The 17,554-nt window shown below is 46.1% G+C and carries 28 protein-coding genes and 1 pseudogene; 5 read left to right on the top strand and 24 right to left on the bottom strand.

Going from position 1 to position 17,554, the window contains the following annotated elements; all coding sequences use genetic code 11:
• Positions 1-10 precede the first annotated feature (10 nt).
• The 21 genes from FYJ51_RS01755 to FYJ51_RS01650 all read right to left on the bottom strand — a co-directional run bounded on the left by FYJ51_RS01755 (position 11) and on the right by FYJ51_RS01650 (position 10,803).
• The gene (locus tag FYJ51_RS01755) at positions 11-448 is read right to left on the bottom strand and encodes a DUF2335 domain-containing protein (protein WP_205946114.1); all 438 of its coding nucleotides are present in this window, start codon (positions 446-448) and stop codon (positions 11-13) included.
• A complete protein-coding gene (locus FYJ51_RS01750) occupies positions 408-599 on the bottom strand; it encodes a hypothetical protein (RefSeq protein ID WP_135358154.1) in 192 nt (63 codons plus the stop codon). The genes FYJ51_RS01755 and FYJ51_RS01750 overlap by 41 nt, the downstream gene beginning before the upstream one ends.
• A gap of 96 nt (positions 600-695) precedes the next feature.
• Positions 696-1,091 carry a hypothetical protein gene (locus tag FYJ51_RS01745; protein WP_154502502.1) on the bottom strand — a complete coding sequence of 132 codons (396 nt, stop codon included), beginning with the start codon at positions 1,089-1,091 and terminating at the stop codon, positions 696-698.
• A gap of 489 nt (positions 1,092-1,580) precedes the next feature.
• The gene (locus FYJ51_RS01735) at positions 1,581-1,826 is read right to left on the bottom strand and encodes a DUF6275 family protein (RefSeq protein WP_154502496.1); all 246 of its coding nucleotides are present in this window, start codon (positions 1,824-1,826) and stop codon (positions 1,581-1,583) included.
• Positions 1,823-2,131, bottom strand: coding sequence for a hypothetical protein (locus FYJ51_RS01730; RefSeq protein WP_154502493.1), 309 nt, complete (start codon positions 2,129-2,131; stop codon positions 1,823-1,825). The genes FYJ51_RS01735 and FYJ51_RS01730 overlap by 4 nt, the downstream gene beginning before the upstream one ends.
• A 162-nt stretch (positions 2,132-2,293) precedes the next feature.
• Entirely contained in the window at positions 2,294-2,461 is a 168-nt protein-coding gene (locus FYJ51_RS01725) for a hypothetical protein (protein ID WP_154502490.1), read from the bottom strand.
• A gap of 23 nt (positions 2,462-2,484) precedes the next feature.
• Positions 2,485-2,709: a DUF551 domain-containing protein gene (locus FYJ51_RS01720; protein ID WP_154502487.1), complete on the bottom strand. Its 225-nt coding sequence runs from the start codon at positions 2,707-2,709 to the stop codon at positions 2,485-2,487.
• Positions 2,702-2,875: a hypothetical protein gene (locus FYJ51_RS01715; RefSeq protein ID WP_154502484.1), complete on the bottom strand. Its 174-nt coding sequence runs from the start codon at positions 2,873-2,875 to the stop codon at positions 2,702-2,704. The genes FYJ51_RS01720 and FYJ51_RS01715 overlap by 8 nt, the downstream gene beginning before the upstream one ends.
• A 190-nt stretch (positions 2,876-3,065) precedes the next feature.
• Positions 3,066-3,620 (bottom strand): tyrosine-type recombinase/integrase, encoded by a 555-nt coding sequence (locus FYJ51_RS01710; RefSeq protein WP_205946113.1) that lies wholly within the window; start codon positions 3,618-3,620, stop codon positions 3,066-3,068.
• Positions 3,621-3,724: 104 nt separating this feature from the next.
• On the bottom strand, positions 3,725-4,192 hold the full coding sequence (locus tag FYJ51_RS01705) for a dCTP deaminase/dUTPase family protein (protein WP_205946112.1): 468 nt from the start codon (positions 4,190-4,192) through the stop codon (positions 3,725-3,727).
• A complete protein-coding gene (locus tag FYJ51_RS01700) occupies positions 4,185-5,366 on the bottom strand; it encodes a DnaB-like helicase C-terminal domain-containing protein (RefSeq protein WP_205946111.1) in 1,182 nt (393 codons plus the stop codon). Before FYJ51_RS01700 ends, FYJ51_RS01705 begins: the two co-directional genes overlap by 8 nt.
• A gap of 7 nt (positions 5,367-5,373) precedes the next feature.
• The gene (locus FYJ51_RS01695; protein WP_154502472.1) at positions 5,374-6,339 is read right to left on the bottom strand and encodes a phage replisome organizer N-terminal domain-containing protein; all 966 of its coding nucleotides are present in this window, start codon (positions 6,337-6,339) and stop codon (positions 5,374-5,376) included.
• 3 nt (positions 6,340-6,342) lie between these two features.
• Positions 6,343-6,561 (bottom strand): hypothetical protein, encoded by a 219-nt coding sequence (locus FYJ51_RS01690; protein WP_154502469.1) that lies wholly within the window; start codon positions 6,559-6,561, stop codon positions 6,343-6,345.
• A gap of 352 nt (positions 6,562-6,913) precedes the next feature.
• Positions 6,914-7,243 (bottom strand): hypothetical protein, encoded by a 330-nt coding sequence (locus FYJ51_RS01685; RefSeq protein ID WP_154502466.1) that lies wholly within the window; start codon positions 7,241-7,243, stop codon positions 6,914-6,916.
• Positions 7,240-7,422, bottom strand: a complete 183-nt coding sequence (locus FYJ51_RS01680; RefSeq protein WP_154502463.1) for a hypothetical protein — start codon at positions 7,420-7,422, stop codon at positions 7,240-7,242. Before FYJ51_RS01680 ends, FYJ51_RS01685 begins: the two co-directional genes overlap by 4 nt.
• On the bottom strand, positions 7,419-7,757 hold the full coding sequence (locus FYJ51_RS01675) for a hypothetical protein (protein ID WP_154502460.1): 339 nt from the start codon (positions 7,755-7,757) through the stop codon (positions 7,419-7,421). The genes FYJ51_RS01680 and FYJ51_RS01675 overlap by 4 nt, the downstream gene beginning before the upstream one ends.
• Before the next feature lie 112 nt (positions 7,758-7,869).
• The gene (locus FYJ51_RS01670; protein ID WP_154502457.1) at positions 7,870-8,100 is read right to left on the bottom strand and encodes a hypothetical protein; all 231 of its coding nucleotides are present in this window, start codon (positions 8,098-8,100) and stop codon (positions 7,870-7,872) included.
• 68 nt (positions 8,101-8,168) lie between these two features.
• On the bottom strand, positions 8,169-8,627 hold the full coding sequence (locus FYJ51_RS01665; protein ID WP_154502454.1) for an ORF6C domain-containing protein: 459 nt from the start codon (positions 8,625-8,627) through the stop codon (positions 8,169-8,171).
• Positions 8,627-9,655 (bottom strand): ParB/RepB/Spo0J family partition protein, encoded by a 1,029-nt coding sequence (locus tag FYJ51_RS01660; RefSeq protein WP_154502451.1) that lies wholly within the window; start codon positions 9,653-9,655, stop codon positions 8,627-8,629. Before FYJ51_RS01660 ends, FYJ51_RS01665 begins: the two co-directional genes overlap by 1 nt.
• A gap of 447 nt (positions 9,656-10,102) precedes the next feature.
• Positions 10,103-10,297, bottom strand: coding sequence for a helix-turn-helix domain-containing protein (locus tag FYJ51_RS01655; protein WP_205946110.1), 195 nt, complete (start codon positions 10,295-10,297; stop codon positions 10,103-10,105).
• 299 nt (positions 10,298-10,596) lie between these two features.
• A complete protein-coding gene (locus FYJ51_RS01650; RefSeq protein WP_154502445.1) occupies positions 10,597-10,803 on the bottom strand; it encodes a DUF739 family protein in 207 nt (68 codons plus the stop codon).
• Positions 10,804-10,946: 143 nt separating this feature from the next.
• On the opposite strand from FYJ51_RS01650, the gene FYJ51_RS01645 reads away from it, so the two are divergent.
• From FYJ51_RS01645 to tsaA, 5 genes and pseudogenes are all read left to right on the top strand, one after another.
• Positions 10,947-11,549, top strand: a complete 603-nt coding sequence (locus tag FYJ51_RS01645; RefSeq protein ID WP_205946109.1) for a LexA family protein — start codon at positions 10,947-10,949, stop codon at positions 11,547-11,549.
• Between the two features lie 14 nt (positions 11,550-11,563).
• The gene (locus FYJ51_RS01640; protein WP_205946108.1) at positions 11,564-12,016 is read left to right on the top strand and encodes an HIRAN domain-containing protein; all 453 of its coding nucleotides are present in this window, start codon (positions 11,564-11,566) and stop codon (positions 12,014-12,016) included.
• 19 nt (positions 12,017-12,035) lie between these two features.
• Positions 12,036-12,164 (top strand): annotated as a pseudogene (locus tag FYJ51_RS13900) (Arm DNA-binding domain-containing protein); the annotation flags it as partial.
• 30 nt (positions 12,165-12,194) lie between these two features.
• The gene (locus FYJ51_RS01635) at positions 12,195-13,076 is read left to right on the top strand and encodes a tyrosine-type recombinase/integrase (RefSeq protein WP_235897194.1); all 882 of its coding nucleotides are present in this window, start codon (positions 12,195-12,197) and stop codon (positions 13,074-13,076) included.
• A gap of 328 nt (positions 13,077-13,404) precedes the next feature.
• Positions 13,405-14,055 (top strand): tRNA (N6-threonylcarbamoyladenosine(37)-N6)-methyltransferase TrmO, encoded by a 651-nt coding sequence (gene tsaA / locus FYJ51_RS01630; protein WP_154502433.1) that lies wholly within the window; start codon positions 13,405-13,407, stop codon positions 14,053-14,055.
• Between the two features lie 183 nt (positions 14,056-14,238).
• Here the strand turns inward: tsaA and FYJ51_RS01625 are convergent, their stop codons facing one another.
• Genes FYJ51_RS01625 through FYJ51_RS01615 form a run of 3 tightly spaced genes read right to left on the bottom strand, consistent with a single transcriptional unit; the run spans position 14,239 to position 17,515 of the window.
• Positions 14,239-15,165: an isoaspartyl peptidase/L-asparaginase gene (locus tag FYJ51_RS01625; RefSeq protein ID WP_154502430.1), complete on the bottom strand. Its 927-nt coding sequence runs from the start codon at positions 15,163-15,165 to the stop codon at positions 14,239-14,241.
• On the bottom strand, positions 15,165-16,754 hold the full coding sequence (locus FYJ51_RS01620) for a Mur ligase family protein (protein WP_154502427.1): 1,590 nt from the start codon (positions 16,752-16,754) through the stop codon (positions 15,165-15,167). The genes FYJ51_RS01625 and FYJ51_RS01620 overlap by 1 nt, the downstream gene beginning before the upstream one ends.
• A complete protein-coding gene (locus FYJ51_RS01615) occupies positions 16,751-17,515 on the bottom strand; it encodes an alpha/beta fold hydrolase (protein WP_154502425.1) in 765 nt (254 codons plus the stop codon). The genes FYJ51_RS01620 and FYJ51_RS01615 overlap by 4 nt, the downstream gene beginning before the upstream one ends.
• Positions 17,516-17,554: the final 39 nt, after the last annotated feature.

Here is a 17,554-nt window from a genome sequence, read left to right as displayed (position 1 = left end):
AACCGCTTTTTCATTCACTATCGCTTTTGTCTTTCTTTGGAAAAAGAAATCTGTGTATTTCAAGAAAACTGGATGCAATAGTTCCAGCACCTGCAATAAGAGAAACCCATTCTCCTAAACTGGAAACGTTTTTACCTATTGATACAAGGTACACACCAACCGCAAGGAATGCGAAAACAGTAAAGAAAGTAAATATTGTTCCAAGCAGTGTATCTCTTGCCTGGTACTTCAACGTTTTATTTCTCAAATCAATCTCATTCTCGTTATTCTTTTCCGCCATTTTAAGAATTCTGTCAGCGGCACCAGGCAATACTTGTTCGTATTTTTCGAGTTCAGAAGCCATTGGAATTGGCCCTGTGTATTGCTGAGCAACAAGAGTTGCCTGCGTATTACTTTCTGGAACATTGTTATCGTTCTTTACTACGGGATGCTTCGACTTGTTTGCCATATTCATCCATTGCTTCTTTCAAATTCTTTCCAGTTCTTCTCCAAGCCTCATAGACAGTTGAAGTCTTTGGAACAATGTATTGAACTTTTTTATTCATTAGATTTGGGTATTTCATGCCGTATCTAACGTATTCATAATTCTGCTCTGTCATGACGCCCTCCTGCTCCTATTGAATTATAGCGTCCAGTGAAATGCCTTTTCAAACAAATTGCATACGGGTTACTAAATTTTCTTTTCCCGTCAATCCCTATTTTTCCTTTCCAAACCACCGCATCAGCGCCTTCCTGGCGTTGTAATAGCTATTTGCGCCGTACACCAGCCCTGATGTCTGCTTCCAGCTCTTGCCGTTAAGATAATGCCACCGGATGATACTCTTGATCTCGCCGGTATCCAGAGACACCAGCCAGGCATTGACACGATCTCTCCGATCCGCCATGTCGTTCAGCATCCGGTTGTACTTCTGCTGCAGTGCCATGATCTTCTGCACCGCTTCTGAAGTCGGATCTCCAGCGAGCTGTGGAGATGATCCGATCTTCTCAAATGCCGGGGACCTGTAGGTGTTGTACATGCCTTCGATTTCCTGCTGCACAGCCCTGATCTCGGAATTCAGGTAGCGCAGCTCTTCCAGCTCATCAATTGTCATCAATCCCCCTCATAGCCCCAGCTCCTCAAGCGTGTACCTCTTGCCTGCCTCCATTCCCTTGTACATGGTTCCTTTTTCAAACGGTGGGAATACCATATACCTTTTTTCTGTATCAATGCAGATAGCTTCATCGCCTCCGCAAACTTNTGCTTTTCTTATGCTATTAACAGATTTTCTGAACGGCCTAATGACCGCACTGAGATACCGCTTTTCCGCATCATCAAGGACCTGCGGATGTACGATGTCCTCAAGGCTGACAGGCTCTTTATCAGCACACGTAACATTTAGGAAAATAGGAACATGTTTTGTACAGATCTGAAAATAGTCTCCGTTGTAATTCCATGCACAATAAAGTTGGTCCTTATCTCTATGTGGCTTATTTTTATATGCCCAAATCTTGCTGTCTTTCTCTCTTGTAATCCACTTATAGCCTTCTTTCAGCAGGTTCTGCGCTGTCTGAATCTCAATGTCGTTATATTTATTCATTGCTTATTTCACCAGCACATTCTGGAACTTCTTATAGGCATCAAGATACCACTCGCGTTTATCACCGTTGTATGTCAGTTCATAGTACATACCATCAAAAAGAGTTGAACTAAGCAGGTACTTCCAGTTCTGCAGAGTTTTGCACTTCCATACGGTAAATACTTGAAAGTCTGGCGTCGGGTCAGACTTATCCAGATGCTCCATGATGTAATTCCTTACGATTTCAAGTGCTCTATCATCCATTTTCATTTCTTCCTCTTTCCTTCTATTTCTTCATCCATCTTTGCGCCACATTCTATGCAATATTTCCACCTCTTTTTTGCATACGGATACGACACTTCTTTCCCACAACACGAACATACATTATGCACGTTTCCGCTGCTGGTTCTGTGCTCTATCCAGTGCGCATGCTTCACCGGTTCTGCTTCAATTCTCCGGATTTGATTTACTTCATCCCGAAATGCCACCCACTCGTAGTGTACGGAATGTCCTACGAGAAACGGGGCAATCGGAACCATCGCAAACCTGATATCATTCGGATTAATTAGCTTCATATTTTGCCTCCTCCTTCAGCCATGTTTCGATACCGTCAATGCATCGGAACAAACAGTCTTTTTTCTCCCGGTATGCGCACGTGAGACATGGGTCTGTAACTCCGTCCAAGATTTCTGTCAATTTCTCTGGTGTCATATCACGAATCATGTTCTCGTAGTTCGTCATTCATTGCCCTCCAATAAACTCTCCAGCACATGGAGCCGCTTAGATGATTTCTGGTACAGCTTCCAAAGTTCGAGATTCATGTCCTGAGCGATCCGAAGTTTCTCGGAAAGCTCAGAATTTTTGATTTCTAACACACGAATTCTGTCTTTCGCTTCATTTTCCATATTCAACCTCGGTCTCTTTCGGGTCAATCAACAGCATCTTTTGCCTCCTCCGGCGGTTTCGGCAATTCCATCCAGTAAGAAACATCAATGTCATCAGTAGGGACCATATCGCCGCATTCATCTTCAATGTATCTGAACCATCCGTCCAAATAATTGGCAATCAGCACTCTCCCATCGCTTACTGCAAGAACCTCTCGATCATCGTCTGGCCACTGGTCATTGGCTGAAATCCATTTTCCCTTAGTCATTGTCTGTCTCCTGGTTCAGCCATTTTTCGATACCTTCCTGGCAGCGGCGCGGACAGTGCGCTTGTTTCCGGTATGAACACATGAGACATGGGTTTGTCATTCCATCCAGGATTTCGACAAACATTTCCGGTGTCATTTCATTCATGATTCTCTCGTAGTTCGTCATTTTAGCCTCCTAAAATCACATGCATGTATGTTTTCGCGACCAGTTAACGAAATATAGGCTATGTTAACCGTGATTTCCAGGCGTTTCCGGGTGGGTATGATGTGCCGCATCGCATGCTCTGATGCGGTTTACGGCGATTTTTGATCGTATCGTTCCAGAAACGGCCATTATACTTAAATCGATATGTTAACTAGGGCCGGAATTTCGGAACAAATCTGATGTGCTCTCTCTTGTCCTTTGTGGACTCGGAATCGATGCAGATGTACCTCAGCGTAGTCATTGGATCCTCGTGCTGGAGAAGCGCTGCAACATCTGACAGATTCATTCCGGCATCATACAGCCATCGTGCATAGCTCTTTCTGAGGCTGTGAGTTCCGACGCAGTATTCCACGTTGGCCAGCTTTGCAAGCCTGTGGATCTCTCTCCATGCCATCTGCCTGGAAATCCGGTCACTGATGATCTCTTTTCCGGAAGTCGATCTGAACAGAAACGTGTTGATGCTGATATGGAACTCATCCACGTATTTCTGGATCTCCGAATAGATCTCATGATCGATTTCATATCTAACGAGCTTTCCGGTCTTATGAGCCCGGAATTCACATCTGCCTCCGGCAAACGTTCTAGGCGTGAATTCGATCAGATCCGAGATTCGAGCGCCTACATTTACTCCGATCAGCAGAAGGATGTAGCTTCTGTATGCCCGATAATAGGCCAGAGAGCCTGCTGGAGCCGCTTCTTTCTCCATCAGGCTTATCTGCTCCATCTTCTGCCAATCGTTGAATTTGAACGGTTGCACGACTTCCTGGCCATGCTTTGCGTTAGGTCCGTAGGTGTTGTAATGTCTCGGCATTATCTTCCAGTGCTCCCGATGCCTCCGGTCCGTTTCTCTGAAATCGGTTTATCGTTCCCGGCAATGCCATACGGAACAATGATTCCCTGCATGAATCTGTCATTGTGCTTCAGGACGATATCGTTGTTTCCGTTGTTTCTCAGAAAAGCCGCGATCGGAAGCTTGAAATCTGCATCGATGATTCCGACGGTATTGGTGATCTCAAGTCCTTTGATTCCCAGAGAAGATCTCGGAAACAGCATCAGCACATATCCAGGTGCGAGATCTGCAATGATGCCTGTGGACAGAGTTGCCGTTTCTCCTGCCTTGATTGTCAGATTTCTCGAAAGGAAGAAGTCGTACCCCGCAGATTCTGGAGTTGCTCTTCTCGGAAGATATACCTTCGCTCCTCTGTTGGCTTTCTTGAAGATGCATGCTGGTTTGTTCTGTTTTTTCATGATGTTCACCATTCCTTTCTGCTTAGTCATCAATGATCTTCTGGTTGTTCTTCGTGAATGTGATCGGAATCGTTCCGGTCCGTCCATCACGGTTCTTTGCGATGTCGATGTAGTATTTCTCTCCTGATCCGGTATCCTCCGAATACAGCAGCATTACCTTTGTCGCGGACTGCTCAATTTCTCCGGAATCCCGCAGCATGTTCAGATCTGGTTTCTTCTGCTGTGCTGCCTGCCGTGACAGCTGGCATAGAGCGATGATCGTCGCGTTGTAATCCAGGCTCATCTTTCTCAGCTCTTTGGCCGTATACGTCATCCGCTCGTAGAGACTGTTTCCAGGAGATCTGATCAGTCCGATGTGGTCCACGAAGATCACATGATGCTCATTGTTGTGAGAAGAGATAATCTCCCGGATTGAATTGATATTCTGGCTGGAATTCACCAGGGTAATATGCCGCTCGTTAATGAACTTAGATGCCTTCAGGATCTCATCCTGCCTCACTGGAGGAAGATATTTGAACCGTTCCAGCTCGTCGATCGGAATACCCGTGTGAATAGCGATCATCCGCTTATGAACGCTTGCCACGCCCATTTCCATGTTGATGTACGTGCATGGATAGTTCCGGCTGAGATCTTCCAGCAGATTCAGAGCCAAGGCAGATTTTCCTTTGCCGGTACATGCTCCGATGACCAGAAGATCTGTTTCCTTCAGGTTAGCCATGTTCCGGATGTTCGTATATCCGACTAGCTTCAGCGCTCTCTGCTCTGTGGTCAGCGTGTTCTTGAGGTCATCGAAGTTCAGAACATCTGTGTCATAGGCAGCCGGCAGATCCAGTTCTCTTCGGAATTCATCCAGCGAGATTTCACCGTTCTTCCAGCGCTCGCACTCTTTGTCGATCGTCCGCTTGATGTAGCTCTCATAGACGGATTTCTCGTAATGCACGAATGCCGGATACGCGTCATTAGGGCATGCCTGGAGTACTCCAAGGAAATCTGACGATTCCTGCGGATTCAGATTCTGCAGCACATAGTCCAGATCCAGGTATTGTTTCTGCTCGTAGGACTTGATGCACAGCTGCAGGAACTTGCTATACGGATAATCCATCATCTCCGGGCGAATGCTGAGTTTCGGAATATACGCATTTCTCAGGAATATCGTTGAGATGATCCACGCCTGGTTGAACGAAGCCTCCTGGCTTACCTGCATGGGCATATCACTTCATCGGCCCCACTGTGGTTACTTCAATCAGCTCTCCGGTAAGCTGGTCCACAATCTTTGTTTTCTGAAGACTATCTGCCTCTGCAATGCACGCTTTTGGTGCCGCTCTGGCCGCAGGATCTTCAACAGGGTCTTTCCATCGCTCCTGATGTAGCCAGGTTGATGCATACGGAACAAATTGTTTTTCAGTGCGTGAAAATTTCGTTCGGTTCTGGAACCTTAAGCCGCGCATGATTTCCCCAAGCACCTTTGAGCTGGTGCACGCATGGCGGAATGCCGTTAGCGCTGCTTTTCTGGAATCGTGCCTCGGATATTCGTGCCAGAACGTATCGAATGCCTGCTCAATGTCGATAGTAGAGCCATCTTTGTGTCCTCTCGTCTCCGATGCCTCTGTGGTTCTTCGTGTTTCTTCAGGAGAAACACTCTCGACTGCTTCAGCAGGCGAAGCTTTTTCTTTTTTATCTTTTTCTTTTTCTAAGTCTTTATCTATCTCTTTCTCTATCTCTATATCTGTGTTGCAAATCTGATGCGATATTGTTGCATCAGCGCTGCATTCAGCGTTGCATTGCAACGCCTTTGTTTTCTCTCTTGAATTCCTAGAGCGAATTGTGCTTTGTGTTTCACTGCCAACAAGTTCTTCATATCCGGAAATTGATAAGCATCCATCTTCTTCATTTTGGTAGATCAAACCAAGCTTTTTGAAGAGTTCAAGTGCAACTCTGACGGTATCAAGGCTGAAATACTTCGTGTCTCTCTGAATTTTCTCGGCATCGTATGGAATGATTACTTCTCCAAGCTGACGTTCCAACCTGCCGTTGCTGTGAATGGTCATCAGGCAGAGCATCTGATACAGAACAACATACTGTGATCCATTCTTCTGCCCCATCAGGAAATCAACAGCATCGCTGGACATGAATGTTGATTTTAACTTGATCCAGTAAAATCTGCGATTCTCTCCCATTCTTCAGTCTTCCTTCCTGGCCGTGTACTTCAGCATCTGATCGTATAGCTTCCGGCTGCGGTTCCCATTCTGGAATTCCTTGATCAGGCTTTCCAGAACATATGTTTCAGAACATGGCAGCCGGTCAAATGCTTCCTCAAAGCATCTGTTCTCATTCACAAACCGGATGCATCGATCTAGCGCAGCATTCCAATCATCAAGCGTGATTTCTGAGCTTTGCACTGTTCATCACTTCCTTTCTGACAATTTGGAAAATATGACTGAATTCATTTGCACTGACCTCATTCTTTCGTAGGAGCTCATAGATCTTCCCTGCTATTCTGTTCAAGGTTTCTTCTCTAGCCATCATTTCTCATGTCTCCTAGTCGGATAAACGTCCATAGACCCGCAGATCGGGCACGCTGCCTCCCGATAAACTCTTCCGTTGAAACGATTTCTGTATCTCTTTACGCCCAGGTTCCGTTCAGTAGTTTCAGATCCGCATGACCTGCATTTCCAGATGATGGATCTTGTATTTGATTCAGGATGCTTCTTTTCTTGATCCTGTTCCAATGCATACTCAAACAGGTTGTAATCAGTTAGCATCTTTGCCCACCAGCTCACTTACCATATCGGCTTCAATCGGTTTCTGATCCTCTGTGTTCTCGAAGATCTGTGCATCTCTCCGGTCTTTCCATTCTTTCTGGTAGCATTCTTCACAAACCGGAAATCCAAATGCCCCGCTCATGTCGCAGATGATCATTGAAGTGAAACAGTTTCCGAATTTCAGCTCTTTGCCGCAGCATGCACAGTTGATGATCTCATTCAAGCTGTCTGCAATCAGCGGTGTATGCCAGTTCTTCGGAAGCTCTTCAGGCTTCTCGTAACAATGAGTCTTGCAGCTGTATCTTCTGACGTATGTCATGCTCGTTTTTCTCCCTGATCCTCCTGGTCCAGCTGGTCAAATAGGTTCAGCTGATCTGCCATTCCCAGTGCCTTCCGCACACTGCGCTTCTGCCGCAGCATGGTATATGCGCGACGGTCGTTGTCAATGATTACCGCATAGAGCCCCGATTTATCCGGCTTGCATTTATGCCATATCATACAGATAAGCCTTCTTTCTTCAGAGCGTCCATCATCATCTCCACTGCGTCTGCCTTTCCGATCCTTGTCAGTGCTGTGGTGTCGTCTTCGCCATGCATGACAACGAAGAGATCGCGTTCATCGTATTCATATCCATGCATTGCAACGGGCAGGTATGCTCCTCTGCTGTTCCGGCACCAGTCAGAATTAGATCTCTTGATCACGGATTTCACGAAACGCAGGGAGTAGAACTCAAACGATGACTCCACGATATATCGTTCTGCGAAATCGATTTCCCAGTTCGCTGGGTTCTTTAGTTCCCGCTCGCAGCGGGCTTTGGTCCATTTCTCAGTCATCCGATCATCCTCCCCAGCTCTGCGAGCCGCATGGTCGCATCAATGACCAGCGGGATCATGATGATAGCCATTGCCATGATCAGCCTGGCGTCTTTATCTGTGATTTCTGTGTTCATGCTTTTCTCCTATTCGGATCCGGGAACTGCCGGATCTCGTTGTCGTACTTCTCTTTCCATTCCGGATCCACACTCTGCACTAATGCGGCGTAGATCAGCGACTCTCCCGCATCGGTTTTCTCCAGCTCGGTGAAGATTGCTGTCAGCTCATCGCGTATATCTGATCCCATTCCTTTGATCTCGAGCTTCGTCTGTCTGCTGCCATCAGATAAATTGCAGTAGATCATCACGCGTTCCTCATTTCGTTCAGATACTTGATATAGGCTTTTGTTCCGGTGTATCCGTCATACGAGCATTAAGGAACCCAGCTCTCGATGTACTTCATGGCATCTTCGTAATCACGAACTGTCGTTTCGTAGTACGGTTCCCCCATGCGGGACTTGTTCTTCGCATCGATATAGCACCTCCGGATGAATGCGCTCCGGTATGTCTTTGCAATCTTCAGCGATTCCTTCGCTACTACTCCGTTTACTACCTTGATTCCAAGAATGCGGTTGACTCTCTCGACTACTGCATGCTTCATTCGCCTCTGCTGTGCACGGTTGATCCGCTCGCGCTCTTCCCATCCGGTCATCCGATTCCCCATGTCTTCAATCTTCTGATCGGTCTGATCGGCATGTGCTTTCAAGTCTGTTACTGCGGAAGCAATGATTCCTAACTGCTGAGAGATTGAGCGAGTATTAATCGCTGTCTGATTGACGATATTCTGCAGCTGGTCCATTCCGGATTGCTGGAGCTGATTCATCTGTGTCATTATGATTTTTCTCCTGCATCGGTAACGATGCTGTAAAGGTTCTGTGCAAATGCAAGAAGATTTTTAGCCTGTGCAGCCAGATCTTCTGTGTGGTACTGGTCGATTGATTCTCGCCGGTCGAGCCCCCAGGCTTTGCCGCCGTATGTCCTCAGGAATTCCTGAATTCCGATGGTCAGCCAGTCCATATCTTTTTTTGCTTTCTCATCCAGTGTCGGCGTGATTCTACCGGATTCCTTGTACTTCCGTTCCCACTCCTGAGCTTCTTCGATGTACTTTTTATTCTCGTTGTAGAGACGGACATTATCTTTCTTCAGGAATTCGTAGTCATCCGGAGTTACCAGCTTCTCTACGGTCTGGACTACTTCCTTCACCGGCTGACGCTCAAGCTCATGCTTCAGCTTTGAGTTTTGCTGTTCGAGCCTATGGTGGTCTTCTTTCAGCATTTGGTTTTCTTTTGAAAGCGCTGATTTCTGCTGCTTGAGCTGCGTGTACAGTTTGTTCGTGCTGAGCTTCCCGTCATCCCAGTCCTTGAATTCTTCCGGGTCAAACTTATCTTTGTTCTCAGCAATTTCTTGAGCCTTGCGGAGAGTGTCGTGGCCAATGCCAATAGAAGCAGCTACTTTGTCACGGGTTTTCCCTTGTTCCTCCGGTGGTGCTGATTTCGGCACATCCGTTCCAAACTGTCCTGATTGCTTTCTCTGTTCTGCTTTGATGGATTCAATCCGCTGCAGGCGCCGCGCGTAGTCAAGCCGTTCCGTCATGGTGAACTCTTTCCGGTTCTCGTTTTCGCTGATCTCAATTTTCAGGTCCTGTTCTTCGCTCTCAGTCGATACCATGTGCACTGGAATGTCTTCCATTCCTAACGCCTTGCATGCGGTCAGTCTGCGATAGCCAGCGAGAAGGACATGATCCGTGTTGATCGTCACAGGATTGATGAGGCCGTTCGCTTTGATGTCATTGATCAGCTCCATCATTCCGCCGGTATCCTTTCGGATCCTGTCTTTTACGATGATTTCGTCAATTTTCATAAATCTCCTTTTCTGCAAAATTTGGCTTTTTGGTATTTAGTTTGCTAAAATGGAGATGGCTTTGGTGAGCCATCTTGAGCGCTTGTTCCTTCGGCTTGGAAAGCGCTTTTTGTTTATCTCTATCAGTGCTAAACAGTGATAGAATTTAGTTACCTGAATAAGGCAGAATCAGGAGGTAAATGTGTCAGAAAAACTTTTGATCCTGCCCGTTCTTCACTGCTTACGCCGGTGAACCCGTGATACCACACGTTAAAATGGGATTTTCCACTGGTGTAAGCATCAGCTTGCTACAGGCAGATTCCATCTCGCGGAACGGCACCGCCTAAGTTGCTGAATGAGTTATAGAAGAGCTGTTTAGAGACAGTTTCGTGATAGTGGCCATATGCACTGCAACTCATGTGAAGTAAATAAATGCCGACAGGTGATCCGTCTGCTCTAACAGATAGGTCACTCTGTATCGAAGAAGACCAGGCGCATGTTCGCTTTTGGAAATGACTTTGCAAACCTTTCCATCAGCTCATAGCTTGGTTTTTTATATCCCTCTTCCAGCTTGTAATACTGAGATAAAGAGATACTCAGCTGCTCAGCCATTTCTAAGGGCGTGAGATGCTGCTTGCTGCGAAACTCCTTAAGCTTGATCATCAAGAATACATTGATCTCTCCTTTCTATTTACCCGGTGGGGCGCTTTTAATTTGCTTTGCCAGCAGGTTGTAGTTCATTTCTGTAACCTTCATGACAGATTGCATTCTGACCTTTGTAGGTTCCACCCTGAACTCCATCTTCTGATCCAGCTTGTCTGCTGCTGCGTAGATCCTGTATGCGGTTTCCTGAGAAACTTGCAGCAGAGTCGCAATTTCAGTTTTTCTGAGATACGGGAGTGCCAGGCATTCTTCTCTTGACCGCTTTGATCTGATCATGATTCCTCCTTTCTTGTGTGAATTTAATTCACTGTTTTTGAGAAAAAAATATTCTTATCTTTAAGTTTCAAAAGATGACAAAGCTTTTCGATTTCGCTTGCTTTAAACTCATTTTTATTGTTTAACTTAAGCAAAAATCCTTGTTCAGATAGACCCAAATAGGAGGCAACTTCTTTCTTTGTATATCCGTTTCTTCGAATTTCTGTTTCGAGTTGTAAAGTATTTGTCATGTAATCTCCTTTCTATAAGTGAATTCAATTCACACTTACAATCTATTCGTTTTGTGAATTAAAGTCAACATTTTTTTAATTTATTTAAAATTATTTGAATTAAGTTCACTATGACGTTATTATTTGATCGCAGGAGATCATTTATGAATTTGTACGACAACATAAAAAGATTAAGAACCATGCAGGGAATGAGCCAAGAAGAATTAGCAAAAAAAGTAGGATATAACGATAGAAGCTCTATTGCAAAAATTGAATCCGGTTCGGTCGATTTAACCCAATCAAAAATAATTGCTTTTGCCAAAGCACTTGGAACAACTCCTGAAAAGCTAATGGACTTATCATCAATAGAGAATCTTATCTCTATAAAAAAGATAATTAATATTCCTGTAATCGGAACAATATGTGCGGGCAATGGGATATGGTGTGAAGAAAATTATGAAGACTATATTTCTATTGATGAACATTTCAAAGCTGATTTTGCTTTACGTGTTAAAGGGGATAGCATGGTTGAAGCTAATATTCACGACGGCGATATTGCTTTCTTTAAAAAACAAAGCACTGCTCAAAACGGTCAAATCGTAGCCGTTTTACTAACCGAAGATAATGAAGCAACATTGAAAAAAATATATTTTTCAAAAGATGTTACAATCCTGCAACCTTGTAATTCAAAGTATTCTCCGATAATTACTAATAATTACTTGATTCTCGGATTATTAAAGGGAATTTATAAAGAAATAAAACAGTAAGGGGGATGAAAATTATGGGATTATTCAATTTTTTAAAAAGCTCAGAAGTCAAAGGCAATGTAAATGTAGTAGAGAACAAAAATATGAATCATAATTTTAATTTAGACATTCATATAACTGGGCAAGGTTTGCACAAAGTAGATATTATGCTTCTTGTTAAGGATTTAATGGATGATGGACATTTTTTTGATAACAAGTTTTCATTCAGACTTCCTTGTAAACTTGAACCGGAACCAACGAATGAGCACGACGCTAACGCAATAAAGGTTATGGCAAAATGTCCCAATAATAGAACCGCTGAATGGAGACAGATTGGATATGTTCCAAGAGACGAACAAGAGGATGCTAAAAAAGGCAATATTCTAGTAGAAAGAAAGGAATATTATTGGAACTTGTATATTCGGTTCGATATCATTAATGGCACTGACATGGAGCTTTCTCTAAGGAAGAGCAAGTTTTCCAAATAGTATGGTTAAATAAATTAATATGTCAGTCTCTAAAGATAAGACCGGCAAATGGTATGCAGTAGTAAAACAGAAGAATCCGTATTCCGGGCAGACTGAGTGGAAGAAGAAGAGAGGATTTTCCACTAAGAGAGAAGCACAGGCATGGGAAGCAGATATATTGCGTACAGAAAGCAGCAGCTTGCCTGAGTTCAGTATTATTGCTGATGAGTACCTGAAGTCGATGGATACTTCCAGTAATACTGCAAACCAGAAACGAGCGAAATATCGTCTATATTTCTCGGAATATCTGCATACGCCTATTGATAAAATCACCAAGCCTGAGCTTCAGAGATGGAGAAACAATCTAGGAGATCAGAAACTATCTACTCAGACGAAGAATCTAACGCTCCAGTACGTCAAAGCCGTTTTCCTTTATGCGTCGAAGGTTTATGGGATTGAAAACAATGCGGTTATGCTGAAGACCTTTAAGAAAACAGATGCAGAAATCAACTGTGAGATGCAGACATGGTCTGCTGCAGAATTCAATCAGTTTCTGTCTGCTGTAGATCTTCCGGTATACCGCCTATATTTTGAGTTTCTATACTGGACCGGCTGCAGACGTGGAGAAGCACTTGCGATCACAAAAGACAGAATCTCCCCGGATGGGAAGGTTGTCATAAAGGAATCCATCAAGCATTTTGAGAACGGCGCAAAGTCTACCAAAAACAGAAAAATCCGTGTCATTCAGCTTGATCCAGTTTTGTTGGAAGACCTTGAACCGCTGATAAATGCTCCAGGCCCATACCTATTTGCTGGTGAAAGAACGCTTCCGATCACAAACATTCAGAGAGAATTTACTAATGGAATCAGAAAGTCAAAGGTAAAAAAGATTAGGCTGCACGATCTAAGGCATAGCCATGTCAGCAACCTGATCGCCTCCGGTGTGAATATTGTGGCAGTTGCGAACAGGATCGGAGACACGGTAGCTCAGGTCGAGAAGACTTATGCTCATATGATGAAAGAGTCCGAAGACTATATGAACAATGCTATCACGCAGATGCATTCATGCATGCAGAAATAGTGGTCAACTTTTTGGTCAACTTTTTTCAAAAAACCATATTTTTCGTGCCGTGTTGAACGTATAAAAACCGCATAAATAAGCCATTTTCGTATATTCAAGTATCGCATTATGAATTCCGCTCATCTGCTCCATGTGTAAGAAGATCGCATGAATCTGCGGTCTTTTTTTTCGTCTGGTTCTGGTCGTATGGTTTCTGAGACAGCTGGTATTCCTTATATTCCCGCCGGCTTTCTCCATGTAATCTTTTTCATATCTTTTATGCATTTTTTCGCAATTGTCCAGAGAAACCTGGTCCATACTGCAGGATCCGTATTGATAAAATGATGCTATGTCTCAATCTCTGCTGCTGCAGCCTATCGGAATTGTCAGAACTGATTTTCCGGATAAATTCGGAATTCCCCATCAGGGGACCATTGCTGCTTCCCTGCCTGGGACGATCATTCTGAATCCGGAATATCGGAAGGAAGGCATTCTGCGCGGATTAGAATCGTATTCGCATCTCTGGGTGATCTGGTGCTTCAGCAGATCCTCCGGCTGGTCCGTGACAGTCCGGCCGCCGAGGCTTGGCGGAAAGAAACGGCTTGGCGTATTTGCTACAAGGTCTCCGAACCAGCCGAACTCATTAGGACTGACGGCAGTGAAAATCAGCGAAGTCAATGAAGCTGGCTTTACCATCTCGATACTTGGTGCTGATCTGGCAGATGGTACACCGCTATATGATATCAAGCCATACCTCCCTTACTGTGACAGCATCCCCTGTGCACTGCCTGGCATCAGTGCCGGTCCTCTGCCCCATCTGTGCGTCCGGATTCCGGAAACACTGCAGGAACTGATTCCTGCGGATAAACGTTCCGTTCTGATCAGTATTCTGCAGCTTGATCCAAGACCCGCCTACCAGCATGATCCTTACGGCATCTACCACATGGAATATGCAGGCATGGATCTCTCTTTTCAGGTTCATGATACATTCTGGAAGTAGCCGGGATTCATGCATGTGCAGAAACAGAAACAGGCAAAGAACCGCATGATTCTCATGAAATCTGAATCACAATCTCTTACATGATTTCTGAATATCCTTCACTCAGGCAGACAGAAAAAAAACAGAACATGATCTTCGCACATTCTGTCCGTCTTCACTGCTGCAGAGAACACAGCAGCTTTCTCAGTCGATTCTGATTTCGTCTGGATTCTGAACCTCCCGGATCTTCAGATGATCGCCATCCGGTTCAGCCAGGAACAACCTGGCTGGCTGACCTGGCTCCGCCGTAGTAAACGGGAACGGAATATTCGTTCCGACACCGACATTTCCTTCATGATCCATTGCGATGAGAGAGATATTTCCGCAGGAGCCTTTGCGTTTCTTCAGAAGTGAAGTCAGATCAGCGACTGCGCCTTCTGCTGCTTTCTGCACCGATTCGCCATCCCTCATACGGCGGACGACTTCAGAGCTGAGGGCTCCCTTCATGATCTCTTCGCCTACTCCGGTTGCGGCAGCAGCACCAATTTCCTTGTCCGCATAGAAACCGCACCCGACGACCGGGGTATCTCCGACTCTGCCTGCATGTTTCAGAAACAGACCAGAAGTGCTGGTGCAGACACAGAGATTTCCGGTTTCATCTTTTGCCAGGAAGCAGACCGTATCATGGGTTTCCTTATAGGCAGACAGATCTTTCTTTGCGGCATTTTCCTTCAGATACTTCTGCTCGGATTCAGGTGTGAGGTTATTGCGGCGCTCGAAGTGATGTTCTTCCGCATATGCGGCTGCGCCGGTACCGACCAGGAAGTTATTGAATTCCGGTTCGGAGAGAGACTTTGCTATGGCTGAAGGAGAACGATAGCCTTCGAGGTCTGCCACAGCCCCGAAGCGCATTGTCGTGCCGTCCATATATCCGGCATCAAGTGTCACATGGCCATCTTCATCAGGAAGACCGCCATAGCCGATGCAGCTGAAGAGCGGATTGTCTTCGACATCCTGGCATCCCGTCAGGGCAGCATCGCCTGCTGTTCCATGATTCTTCAGAAGTTCTGCTCCCTTTGCAGTACCATTCAGGGAGAGCTTCCAGGTACCTATAATCGACCAGTTTTTCATCAGTGATTGAACGCATCCGGAAGATCGTTCTCAAGCAGAATGGTGTCTTCCGCTGCGGCATTCTGCCACAGATATGCGAATGCCTCCTTTACTGTATGCATGACTAATACCTGATCCATGTCAAACCCGGATTCTTTCAGTCCTTCATAGATCGGTTTTGTCTGAGTTTCGCCAACCAGGATCACGCGGTCGGCACAGTCCTTCATCTGGGCACCGAACGCATGATTGTATTCATTCTGCTTCGGGCCGAGATCAATCATGCCCGGAGTCACGATCCACCTCTTTGACGGCATTCCGGAAAGGACTTCCAGAGCCATATGGGAACCGCTCGGATTGGAATTGAATGCATCATCGATGAAGTGACGGCCGTTGATGATCTTCTGTTCCAAGCGGTGTTCCACCTGCTTCATGGACTTCACGCCCTTCTGGATCACCGGCCAGCTGACCTGCAGATATCTGGATACAGCGATTGCCGAGAGAATATTCAGGATATTGAGCTTGCCGAGCAGCTTTGTCTCAAACGGAACGCGTTCCTCGCCATGAACGAGCGTGAAGGAAGTGCCGTTTTCGGAATACCGGATATTCTCTGCCCGGTAATCTGCGTCTTGATTATCAATGCCATAGGATACTGTCTTCACGGAATTATGAATGCAATAATTCCGGATGAAGTCGCAGTCATAGTTCAGGACTCCGAAGCCGTCTTCCGGCAGCATCTCGATCATCTGCATCTTCTCATGGATGATGTTCTCCTGGCTTCCGAACGTTGCCAGATGCTGAGGGCCGATTGAGGTGACAACGCCGATCGTCGGATGGACGAAATTCATGAGCTCCGTGATGTCGCCGACATGATCGGCACCCATCTCGCAGATGAAAATCTGATCGATCGGCTTCAGATATTCCCTGATCGTGCGGGTAATGCCCATCGGGGTATTGTAGCTGGCCGGCGTCATGAGACTGCAGAACTGCTCCGAGAGCACTGCCTGCATCGCATTCTTCGTGCTGGTCTTGCCATAGGACCCGGTGATGCCTATGCGGATCATCGTATCGTGTTCGGCCAGCTTCTTCTTGGCATCATTGATATACCACTTCTTGACTGCGTTCTCGATCGGGGACGTGATCAGCGCCATCGGGAAGATCAGCAGCCACGGTCCGAAGTAGGACATTGCAAGCATCAGCCACGTGTTGAGCCTCCGGTAGCGGACCAGCAGGATGATCTGGATCATTGCGTACAGAATGACAAGCACCGCAATCTGGCGCTTCACACGGTCCGTATAGACAAGCGGCTTGATGTACTGCTGCTGCTTCTCTCTGCGAAACAGCACGATTGCAAGGGCTGCGGCAATCAGGATGCATACGATCAGCACTGCTTCGGTGGAAAGCTTCATGCAGGAGAAGGCAACTGCAACAATGACCAGGGTCGGAATCAGTGCCCTTCTAGCTCCTCCTTCGAGGTTTTCTTCGATCCAGCTGACATAGCGGCCGAGTTCATAGCGATTCTGCTGAAACATATGCAGCGCATGCTTGGCTGGCACCAGGGCTGCCAGGATGACAGCCAGAAAGTACAGCAGTTTAGTAACGGTTTCGATCATGCATGGTCCTCTTTCAGGAAGATATCGAGTACACGGTTGAAGCGCTCCGGCTGATGCCAGTAGGCAAAATGGTCATCGCCTTCAAAGATCGCTAAGCCTGCATCCGGCATTTCCCGTTCCATCTGTCTTCCCATTTCCAGCGGAACGGCAGTGTCATATTCTCCCCATACCAGCAATACCGGGCAGACTACCTTGTTCAGAATCGGGCTGACATCATCATTGACCACTTTGACGAAGGTAGGTCTCATGACGCCTTTTGCATTCCGGTAGTCTTCAGATCCGGAACGGTTCTGAAGCTCTTCCAGCTTCTTTGTCTGGCCGGTTATCTTCAGGAACCACTTCCCCGCTTTGTACAGAGAAGTCTTCATCTTCTGCTTCTCGGTTGGTTTCGGCTTGATGCCAGCGGCGCCGGTCAGGCACATCTTCCGCACTTCAGAAGGATGATCTGCCGCATAGCGGATCGCCACCCGGCAGCCGAAGGAATGGGCAATTAGAATCGGGTTCTCGATATGATTCTGAGCAATGAAATCGGCCAGAAAATCTTCATAGTCGCTTACGCCCCATGGCTCCGGCGGAAGATCGCTCTCGCCGAATCCTGVAAAGTCGAGATTCCATACGGAAAACATCGTGCAGAGATGATGCTCGATCTGCTCCATCATCTGCATGTTCTGTCCCCAGCCATGAAGCAGGATGACATCTTTTCCTTCCCCGCTCTTGCGATAGGAGGTTCTGACCCCTCTGAATATCCCGTATTGCGTCATATGCGTTGCTATTTTATCGTAAAAACGCTCCTGCGTTAA

This window comes from Stecheria intestinalis, assembly GCF_009696165.1.
GTDB lineage: Bacteria > Bacillota_I > Bacilli_A > Erysipelotrichales > Erysipelotrichaceae > Bulleidia > Bulleidia intestinalis.
Note: the sequence above shows the minus strand (reverse complement) of the source record. Positions and strands in the feature narration are given on the sequence as shown.

What these genes read in the sequence shown, in the direction of transcription:
- FYJ51_RS01750 (WP_135358154.1), bottom strand. Translation starts at nt 599, where the DNA reads ATGACAGAGCAGAATTATGAATACGTTAGATACGGCATGAAATACCCA.
- FYJ51_RS01685 (WP_154502466.1), bottom strand. Translation starts at nt 7,243, where the DNA reads ATGACATACGTCAGAAGATACAGCTGCAAGACTCATTGTTACGAGAAG.
- FYJ51_RS01665 (WP_154502454.1), bottom strand. Translation starts at nt 8,627, where the DNA reads ATGACACAGATGAATCAGCTCCAGCAATCCGGAATGGACCAGCTGCAG.
- FYJ51_RS01715 (WP_154502484.1), bottom strand. Translation starts at nt 2,875, where the DNA reads ATGACGAACTACGAGAGAATCATGAATGAAATGACACCGGAAATGTTT.
- FYJ51_RS01670 (WP_154502457.1), bottom strand. Translation starts at nt 8,100, where the DNA reads ATGATCTACTGCAATTTATCTGATGGCAGCAGACAGACGAAGCTCGAG.
- FYJ51_RS01695 (WP_154502472.1), bottom strand. Translation starts at nt 6,339, where the DNA reads ATGGGAGAGAATCGCAGATTTTACTGGATCAAGTTAAAATCAACATTC.
- FYJ51_RS01725 (WP_154502490.1), bottom strand. Translation starts at nt 2,461, where the DNA reads ATGGAAAATGAAGCGAAAGACAGAATTCGTGTGTTAGAAATCAAAAAT.
- FYJ51_RS01710 (WP_205946113.1), bottom strand. Translation starts at nt 3,620, where the DNA reads ATGGAGAAAGAAGCGGCTCCAGCAGGCTCTCTGGCCTATTATCGGGCA.
- FYJ51_RS01655 (WP_205946110.1), bottom strand. Translation starts at nt 10,297, where the DNA reads ATGATCAAGCTTAAGGAGTTTCGCAGCAAGCAGCATCTCACGCCCTTA.
- FYJ51_RS01640 (WP_205946108.1), top strand. Translation starts at nt 11,564, where the DNA reads ATGGGATTATTCAATTTTTTAAAAAGCTCAGAAGTCAAAGGCAATGTA.
- FYJ51_RS01720 (WP_154502487.1), bottom strand. Translation starts at nt 2,709, where the DNA reads ATGACTAAGGGAAAATGGATTTCAGCCAATGACCAGTGGCCAGACGAT.
- FYJ51_RS01625 (WP_154502430.1), bottom strand. Translation starts at nt 15,165, where the DNA reads ATGAAAAACTGGTCGATTATAGGTACCTGGAAGCTCTCCCTGAATGGT.
- FYJ51_RS01700 (WP_205946111.1), bottom strand. Translation starts at nt 5,366, where the DNA reads ATGCAGGTAAGCCAGGAGGCTTCGTTCAACCAGGCGTGGATCATCTCA.
- FYJ51_RS01705 (WP_205946112.1), bottom strand. Translation starts at nt 4,192, where the DNA reads ATGACTAAGCAGAAAGGAATGGTGAACATCATGAAAAAACAGAACAAA.
- tsaA (WP_154502433.1), top strand. Translation starts at nt 13,405, where the DNA reads ATGTCTCAATCTCTGCTGCTGCAGCCTATCGGAATTGTCAGAACTGAT.
- FYJ51_RS01755 (WP_205946114.1), bottom strand. Translation starts at nt 448, where the DNA reads ATGGCAAACAAGTCGAAGCATCCCGTAGTAAAGAACGATAACAATGTT.
- FYJ51_RS01675 (WP_154502460.1), bottom strand. Translation starts at nt 7,757, where the DNA reads ATGACTGAGAAATGGACCAAAGCCCGCTGCGAGCGGGAACTAAAGAAC.
- FYJ51_RS01660 (WP_154502451.1), bottom strand. Translation starts at nt 9,655, where the DNA reads ATGAAAATTGACGAAATCATCGTAAAAGACAGGATCCGAAAGGATACC.
- FYJ51_RS01730 (WP_154502493.1), bottom strand. Translation starts at nt 2,131, where the DNA reads ATGAAGCTAATTAATCCGAATGATATCAGGTTTGCGATGGTTCCGATT.
- FYJ51_RS01735 (WP_154502496.1), bottom strand. Translation starts at nt 1,826, where the DNA reads ATGAAAATGGATGATAGAGCACTTGAAATCGTAAGGAATTACATCATG.
- FYJ51_RS01620 (WP_154502427.1), bottom strand. Translation starts at nt 16,754, where the DNA reads ATGATCGAAACCGTTACTAAACTGCTGTACTTTCTGGCTGTCATCCTG.
- FYJ51_RS01650 (WP_154502445.1), bottom strand. Translation starts at nt 10,803, where the DNA reads ATGACAAATACTTTACAACTCGAAACAGAAATTCGAAGAAACGGATAT.
- FYJ51_RS01680 (WP_154502463.1), bottom strand. Translation starts at nt 7,422, where the DNA reads ATGATATGGCATAAATGCAAGCCGGATAAATCGGGGCTCTATGCGGTA.
- FYJ51_RS01645 (WP_205946109.1), top strand. Translation starts at nt 10,947, where the DNA reads ATGAATTTGTACGACAACATAAAAAGATTAAGAACCATGCAGGGAATG.
- FYJ51_RS01745 (WP_154502502.1), bottom strand. Translation starts at nt 1,091, where the DNA reads ATGACAATTGATGAGCTGGAAGAGCTGCGCTACCTGAATTCCGAGATC.